This window comes from Nostoc sp. LEGE 12454 (genome assembly GCF_056620565.1).
In genome coordinates, this window is the sequence record NZ_JBWQXL010000004.1 from 311,118 (window position 1) to 318,773 (window position 7,656).

The 7,656-nt window shown below is 40.1% G+C and carries 6 protein-coding genes; 5 read left to right on the forward strand and 1 reads right to left on the reverse strand.

Translation table 11 applies throughout. From position 1 onward, the window contains the following. Nucleotides 1–8 precede the first annotated feature (8 nt). The gene (locus AC1F2U_RS06910) at nt 9–1,739 is read right to left on the reverse strand and encodes a hypothetical protein (protein WP_480260431.1); all 1,731 of its coding nucleotides are present in this window, start codon (nt 1,737–1,739) and stop codon (nt 9–11) included. Between the two features lie 273 nt (nt 1,740–2,012). Here AC1F2U_RS06910 and AC1F2U_RS06915 point away from each other — a divergent pair, with 273 nt between their 5' ends. From AC1F2U_RS06915 to AC1F2U_RS06935, 5 genes are all read left to right on the forward strand, one after another. Continuing rightward, entirely contained in the window at nt 2,013–2,177 is a 165-nt protein-coding gene (locus tag AC1F2U_RS06915; protein ID WP_480260432.1) for a hypothetical protein, read from the forward strand. Nucleotides 2,178–2,251: 74 nt separating this feature from the next. Then, the gene (locus tag AC1F2U_RS06920) at nt 2,252–2,719 is read left to right on the forward strand and encodes a MarR family winged helix-turn-helix transcriptional regulator (protein ID WP_480260433.1); all 468 of its coding nucleotides are present in this window, start codon (nt 2,252–2,254) and stop codon (nt 2,717–2,719) included. 162 nt (nt 2,720–2,881) lie between these two features. Next, nucleotides 2,882–4,333 carry an HlyD family secretion protein gene (locus AC1F2U_RS06925; RefSeq protein ID WP_480260434.1) on the forward strand — a complete coding sequence of 484 codons (1,452 nt, stop codon included), beginning with the start codon at nt 2,882–2,884 and terminating at the stop codon, nt 4,331–4,333. A gap of 130 nt (nt 4,334–4,463) precedes the next feature. Further along, nucleotides 4,464–5,723, forward strand: a complete 1,260-nt coding sequence (locus tag AC1F2U_RS06930) for an MFS transporter (RefSeq protein WP_480260435.1) — start codon at nt 4,464–4,466, stop codon at nt 5,721–5,723. Between the two features lie 170 nt (nt 5,724–5,893). Then, nucleotides 5,894–7,489, forward strand: a complete 1,596-nt coding sequence (locus AC1F2U_RS06935; RefSeq protein ID WP_480260436.1) for a DHA2 family efflux MFS transporter permease subunit — start codon at nt 5,894–5,896, stop codon at nt 7,487–7,489. The last annotated feature ends 167 nt before the right edge of the window (nt 7,490–7,656 follow it).

Sequence of the window (7,656 nt, forward strand, 5' to 3'; positions counted from 1 at the left end):
CATTATATTCAAGTCTTCCCTACTGCTTTGATACATTCTGTTTTGAGAAGGACTAAATTATCAGTCTCAATAACTGCACAAGAGTTAATTAATGTCGCTAAAACAGGTAGAGCCTTCTGTAAATTTGCGTTCGCTTGTTGTGCTGCTGGCTGATATTGTTGTAGCCAAGTGTTTTTAGTTATATATTCTGGAAAGAATGCAGAACGTTCTAATAACCAAAAAGTTACGTGGTATTTTTGAATAAAGTCTTTAATCTGATTAATATCATCAGTATATTGGGCATTAATCAGGTCAATCATCCGCTGGCGAAATTGAGCGTAATATTTTGTATGGATCGGTAATGCATATTCTTTACCCACCAAAATTGTTCTTTGAGCAAAGATGGGTATGTTATCTGCTTCTTGGGAAGTAGAGGCTATGACAATATTTTGCGGTTGCTTTTGCAAAAAATTATATAATGTTGGGGCTTGACCTGCTAAATAAGGGGTTTTGGGAAAAACTTTTAAGCTACTAGGGTACAAAACGAGTCCTGCACCAAGGATCGTAATAGTCCCCAAGATTAAAATTTGTCTGCCATTTTGTCTCGACCATCGAAATGTAGCATCTAAAATTAAGGTAATAGAGATTGCTGCTGCAAGAGCAAGTACTATCTTAAAAGTATGATGGGTGTAGCGACTTGGCCAGTGCAGTTTAAAAGCTAAGGCATGGGCAGTAAAAAACATGATTAAACTAGCTATTACTACCTGTAGCAATAGTTTGACTTCATCCTTTACTTGTTTGGCTAGGAGAAAGTGAGACTGGAATTTCAGGATAATTGGTAATAATAAACCCAATAATAGTTGAGGAGGTGCAATTAAAGCAAAAAAACCGCTATCTCTACCATCAAACCAAAAACTAATAATATTATGACTAAAATACCTGAATCTTCCTCCATCCCAGTACTCTGGCATAGTTCTCGCAACAGCAGCAGTAATTGTCGGGCCAAATTGCGATGATTGAATAGTATAAGGTAAAATTAGGACGCCAGCAGTTATAGTGGCTGCTACAAATAAAATAAAATCTTTTCGGTTACGAGAAATAGTTATCTGCCCATTCTGCCAGCGAAATAATCTCAAAAGTAAAATTAATAAATTGATAAAACCTATGATAGGGTAGATTAAACATTGAAGCGCAAATACAATTAATATACTAACTACAGAAGACCGGATTAAATAATATATAAAAGCTAAAAATAGGGGATAAATGAAATCTCTAGGAGTAGCAGAAAATAGGTCATCATGAAGGCAAAGGCTTTGATTTAAAAGTAAAGAGGCGATAAACCCTGCCATTGGTACTGGTAATATCTCCATACAAACTACAAAGCAATAGCTAGTTGTAATTATTCCCAGTACTAATGGAAAAATCTTGCCAAATAAAATTGGATCTATATTTAAAGCTGCAATTATTTTATAAACAATACCATACCCAATTGGTGTCACTGACTGAAAATAATCAGCAATTAAATCTCCAGGAAATAAATCTGGGTTAAAGTAACGATAGATCCAAGAAATATATTCCCGTGCATCGTCGCTCACTATATATTTGCTGGTGAAAGCTTGTCGCAGCCCCAGAAAAATATAACCAACAGCAAAAGTTAGACTGAGACTGTACCAAAAAATAACAGTCAATTTAGATTGATTTTGTCTGTTTTTTTGAGTAATAGGTGCTGTTAAAACTTTTTGTAATTGTGAAATTAGCATTAGGCGCGTCTATGTCTGAATAAATTATTAGGACTTACGCACTGAAGCTTGAAACCTAGATCCCCCCTAGCCCCCCTTAAAAAGGGGGGAACTTCTAAAGCCCCCTTTTTAAGGGGGTTGGGGGATCTGAGTGTGTAAGTCCTGATTATGTTAATTAGGAAAATCAAAAGCTTTTTTCAATTTTTATGATTGTACAATCTTCAAGTACTGATCGGTCATTTATAAAGTCAATCATTCTCGCAACGCTCTGTTTTTTACCCAGAACTAAAGGTCATGAAAGCCGAACTGTCTGGATTAAAAGAACAAGTAGCCTCTATTTCGCAAATACCAGTTTTGAGCTATGCTTGGATCTATGCTGACCAGCCCGCTAAATTACCTCGGTCTTACCGCATTCTTGGTACAGTAAAAGAGTACCAGTTTATTCAAATTCTTCCCTAAGATAGATGTAAAGTAACTATTGCTAAAAAATCTTAATTTAGTTATAATATTACGTACACTAAGTATTTTACTAAATGGTTTCTACATCTAATCACTCCTCAACCTTAGAGTCGTGGCAGCAAAATCTGGCACCATATAATTTGGGCTACAGAATCAAATTAGTCTCACAACTGCTGAGTCGCAAGTTTACTGAGAGGCTAGAACCCTTTGGACTGACGCCATTTCACTGGTTGGTGTTGTGTTGTCTTTGGCAAGAAGATGGTTTACCTACTTCTAGTATTGGGGACAAACTCAAACAAGTGGGAGGGACTTTAACAGGCGTACTCGATCGGATGGAAGAACGCGGTTTGGTGCGTCGAGAACGCGACACTCAAGATCGGCGCATCTGGCGCATCTGGCTCACGGATGCAGGTAAGGAACTAGAAGCTGTTTTACCGCCAATCGCCGCAGCCGTGCGTGATGAAGCAATGGATGGTATTTCCTTTGCCGATCGAGAACTATTTTCCCAAATCTTGAATCGAGCGATCGCTAACCTATCTTAAAGATGATTTCATAATCACCCGACCGGGGGAGGCAGTGTAAAGATTTATTTTGAGATAATATTACGCATGCTAAGGAAATAAGAATTTTTTTCAGAGAATATTACGCATTCTAAATAAACGACTATTAATCAAGTTATTGAACGAGCAAGGAAGTTAAGAATCATGGGTGCTAACACATTTAACGGACGCAATGGACACAAGACCCCAATTTTAGAAAAAGAAGTGGTTCCCGATTTAGAGAGTTTAGAAACTGTTACCGCAGATACATCCACAACAGAAGCACCAGAGATCGAGAAAGAAGTTCCACCGAAACGGAAAAGACCGACTGGTTTAATTTTGGCTGGATTAGGCGTGGGTGCGATCGCCGCAGGTAGTTTTGGTTTTCACTACTGGCAATACGCCTCCACCCACCAAGAAACAGACAACGCCACGGTTGCGGGAAATATTCACCAAGTTAGTAGCCGCATTCCCGGAACAATAAGTGAAGTGCTGGTGAATGACAACCAACTGGTGCAACCGGGACAATTGTTGGTGAAATTAGATCCACGAGACTATCAAAGTAAAGTACAACAAGCACAAGCCGCCCTCGAAAATGCTCGTGGTCAAGCGCAAGCCGCCCAAGCAAATATTGCTTTAAGTTCACAAACCACCACTGGTAAGACAACTCAAGCGCAAGGAGATGTCAGTGGTGCAGTAGCAGCAATTTCTACAGCCCAAGCAGCAGTCCAAGAAGCTCAAGCTGGGATTCCCGCCGCCCAAGCAGCAGTCCAAGAAGCTCAAGCTGGGATTCCCGCGGCTCAAGCGGAGGTAGCGCAAACAAACGCCAATTTGTCAAAAGCCCAAGCAGATTACAATCGTTACAACGAATTGTATAAAACAGGTGCGATTCCTCGTCAGCAATTAGATACAGCCAAGGCTGCTTATGATGTGGCGACGGCACAGAAAAACGCCGCAATTCAGGGAGTAGAACAAGCTAAAGCCAAGTTAGCCTCAGCCAAAGTTGGTGTCGCCCAAGCCCAGTCTCAACTAGCACAAGCGCAAGAAAATGTCACCAACGCCCAAGCTAAATTAGCAGCATCTAAGGGAGGATTGCAACAAGCTACCGCAGGCGGACAAGATACCACAGTTAAGCGCAGTCAATACGAAGCGGCAAAAGCAGCGATCGCGCAATCAGAAGCATCGCTGAAAGACGCACAATTGCAACTATCTTATGCCAATGTTACCGCCCCCAGTGCCGGACGGGTAGGTAGGAAAAATGTGGAAGTTGGCAACCGAGTCGCAGTAGGAACACCATTAATGGCGATCGTGGATAACAACTATTGGGTTGTTGCGAACTTCAAAGAAACTCAATTAGAAAAGATGCGCCCAGGAGAGCCAGTAGAAATCAAGCTAGATAGTTTCCCTCATCACACCTTTATCGGTCGTGTTGACAGTATCTCGCCAGCTTCCGGCGCTCAGTTTGCCTTATTGCCACCGGATAACGCTACAGGTAACTTTACTAAAGTCGTCCAACGCATTCCAGTAAAAGTAGTTTTTGACCAAAAGAGCATTCAAGGATACGAATCGCGGATTACTCCTGGGATGTCTGCGGAGGTTGCGGTGGAAGTCAAGTAATACCAAATCGGCTTAAAACAGATGAAAAACCTCTTTCTGTCTATGAGATTCTGTTACATCTAAAGAGAGGCGTATAGAGATGAGGTGAGATGATATCTATGAAAGCAGATTGGTATAAAGCAAGCCTGAGATGAAAAAACCGCTACTACCTGCTTTAAGGTCAAGAAACTACCAGTTGTTTTTTGCCGGGCAAGGTATTTCCCTAATTGGGACGTGGATGACGCAACTTGCCACAATTTGGCTAGTTTATGACTTGACAAAATCCCCATTCATGCTGGGAGTTGTGGGATTTTCGAGTCAAATTCCTAACTTTTTTTTAGCTCCCTTTGGCGGAGTATTTGTAGATCGCTTTTCTCGGTATCGTACCTTAATTGGTACGCAAGTTTTGGCGATGATTCAATCGTTAACATTAGCAGCGCTGGCGCTAACTGGAGTGATTGAGGTATGGCACATCATCGCCTTGAGCTTGTTCCAAGGATTTATTAACGCCTTAGATGCGCCAGCCCGTCAAGCTTTTGTGCCAGAATTGGTTGAGCGTAGAGAAGATTTAGCCAATGCGATCGCAATTAATTCTACGATGGTCAACGGTGCGCGATTAATTGGCCCTGCGATCGGGGGTTTATTAATTGCTGGCGTTGGAACTGGCTATTGTTTTTTAATTGATGGTTTGAGCTACGTTGCTGTAATCGCCGCTTTATTAGCAATGAAAGTTAAACCTTGGAAAAATTCGGTAACTGATGGTAATCCCTTACAAAAAGTCAAAGAGGGATTTGTATATGCCTTTAGCTTCCCACCCATTCGATCCGTCTTATTGCTATCAGCTTTAGTTAGCCTGATGGGACTGCAAAACACTATTCTCGTCCCCGTTATTGCCGAACAAGTTCTCAAAGGTGGTGCAGAAAGTTTGGGTTTTTTGATGGCGGCATCTGGAGTTGGAGCCTTAACTGGTGGTATTTATCTAGCTACGCGCCAAACAATCTTAGGAATTGGTAAATTGATTGCTCTAGCTCCAGCAATTTTAGGAACTGGTCTAATTGCCTTTTCTTTATCTAGATTTTTACCACTCTCTTTATTTACAATGTTATTTGTTGGCTTAGGAACAATTCTCCAGATTGCTGCTAGCAACACATTTTTACAAACCATTGTTGAAGACGATAAACGCGGGCGATTGATGAGCTTATACACAATGTCATTTTTAGGAATGATTCCGGTAGGTAATTTATTAGGAGGTTTCCTAGCAAGTCATATTGGCGCTCCCAACACTTTAATTATTGATGGAATAGCTTGCATTTTAGGGTCAATTATTTTTAGCAGACAGTTACCTGCTTTAAGGAAAATAATGCGTCCAATTTATGAGCGAAAAGGCATTAGTACGGCTCCAGAAGTTTAAGATAAATAACCGCATTTAAATTTAGATTTATGTTAACAAGGCTTTTTATAGCAATTCTTTTCTAATTTTTAGCGTTGCTGATTCAAGCTCACGCAGAGGCAAAGAACATATTGCTATAAGATTCAATAATAAAGTTTTTTGCTACTTAACCTTCAAACTGGAACAAATTTATGGCTAATACAGGTGTAATTCGTCAGCAAGGGCAAAATCCTGCTTTACCACCAGAGCGTGTACCGCTAAGAACCTGGATTGGTGTATTAGCCAGTATGCTTGGTGCATTTATGGCGGTATTGGATATTCAAATAACTAATGCTTCACTGCAAGATATTCAAGCAAGTTTAGGAGCAACTCTCGAAGAAGGTTCTTGGATTTCTACCGCGTATCTTGTAGCAGAAATTGTAGTAATTCCTTTAACAGGATGGTTGTCACGAGTATTTTCTCTGCAACGTTATTTATTAGTCAACACTGCACTCTTTATCTTATTTTCTATATGCTGTGCTTGGGCATGGGATCTTAATTCCATGATTTTATTTCGTGCCTTACAAGGTTTTAGCGGAGGAGTTTTAATTCCCACTGCTATGACAGTTGTCTTAACAACTTTACCCCAATCAAAACAATCAGTCGGACTGGCTGCATTTGGGTTTAGTGCAGTTTTTGCACCCTCAATTGGGCCAACATTAGGAGGTTGGTTAACCGAAAATTTTGGTTGGGAATACAACTTTTATATAAATGTAATTCCAGGGGCATTAATGCTGGCTGGTGTTTGGTACGGAATTAAGCAAGAAAAACCCCAAATTAATTTACTCAAACAAGGTGACTGGTGGGGAATTATTGCAATGGCTATTGGGTTAGGTTCCCTACAAGTTGTTTTAGAAGAAGGTAGCCGTAAAGATTGGTTTGGTTCGGCATTAATTGTGCGCTTAAGTATAATTGCGGCAATTTTTTTGGCGATATTTTTCTTTATAGAATTAACTCGTAAACAACCATTTATTGATTTACGGCTTGTACTTAGGCGGAACTTTGGATTAGCCAGTATTGTCAATGTGTCGTTGGGAGTAGGATTGTATGGTTCAATTTATATTTTACCGTTGTATCTCGCTCAAATTCAAAAATACAATGCTCTGCAAATTGGTGAAGTATTAATTTGGGCTGGTATTCCCCAACTATTTATTATTCCCCTCATACCAAAATTGATGCAACGCATTGACGTGCGTTTCATGGTAGCTTTTGGTGTGACTTTGTTTTCCATCAGTGCATTTATGAACTCTGGAATGACTAATGAAACAGGGTTAGATCAATTACGCTGGTCGCAATTTGTGCGCGCAATGGGACAACCCCTAATTATGGTGCCGCTTAGTTCTATTGCTACTGCTGGTTTGAGTCCGAAAGAAGCAGGTTCGGCAAGTGGTTTATTTAATATGATGCGGAATCTGGGTGGTTCTATCGGAATTGCTTCTTTAGCGACTTTATTAGCAAATAGAGAGCAATTCCACTCGAATAGATTGGGTGATGGAGTATCTTTATATAACCCAGAAACTCAACAGCGAATTGACCAAATGACGCAGTTTTTTGTCAGTAAAGGAGCAGATTTAAGTACAGCACAAAATCAGGCGATCGCATCTATATCCAACATCGTCCGCCGGGAAGCATTTGTAATGGCTTTTAACGATTGTTTCTACTTTATTGGTATTGCATTATTACTAAGTGGAATTGCTATTTTATTCCTCAAAAAGGTGAAGCCAAGTGGTGGCGCTGTTGCTCATTAGATTTGTGTTCTATAGGTTAAAATGTTTGATAAAACTACTAAGGAGTTATGTAAAAATAACTTGAACAATTAACTGACTACTTTGGGTTTGATAATATAGTTCCACTCACCATGAAAAGAATTTCGTTCGATTGCGATAGTATCAAGCTCTTGGTCTGTAACCTTGAT

What these genes read in the sequence shown, in the direction of transcription:
- AC1F2U_RS06930 (WP_480260435.1), top strand. Translation starts at nt 4,464, where the DNA reads ATGAAAAAACCGCTACTACCTGCTTTAAGGTCAAGAAACTACCAGTTG.
- AC1F2U_RS06910 (WP_480260431.1), bottom strand. Translation starts at nt 1,739, where the DNA reads ATGCTAATTTCACAATTACAAAAAGTTTTAACAGCACCTATTACTCAA.
- AC1F2U_RS06935 (WP_480260436.1), top strand. Translation starts at nt 5,894, where the DNA reads ATGGCTAATACAGGTGTAATTCGTCAGCAAGGGCAAAATCCTGCTTTA.
- AC1F2U_RS06920 (WP_480260433.1), top strand. Translation starts at nt 2,252, where the DNA reads ATGGTTTCTACATCTAATCACTCCTCAACCTTAGAGTCGTGGCAGCAA.
- AC1F2U_RS06915 (WP_480260432.1), top strand. Translation starts at nt 2,013, where the DNA reads ATGAAAGCCGAACTGTCTGGATTAAAAGAACAAGTAGCCTCTATTTCG.
- AC1F2U_RS06925 (WP_480260434.1), top strand. Translation starts at nt 2,882, where the DNA reads ATGGGTGCTAACACATTTAACGGACGCAATGGACACAAGACCCCAATT.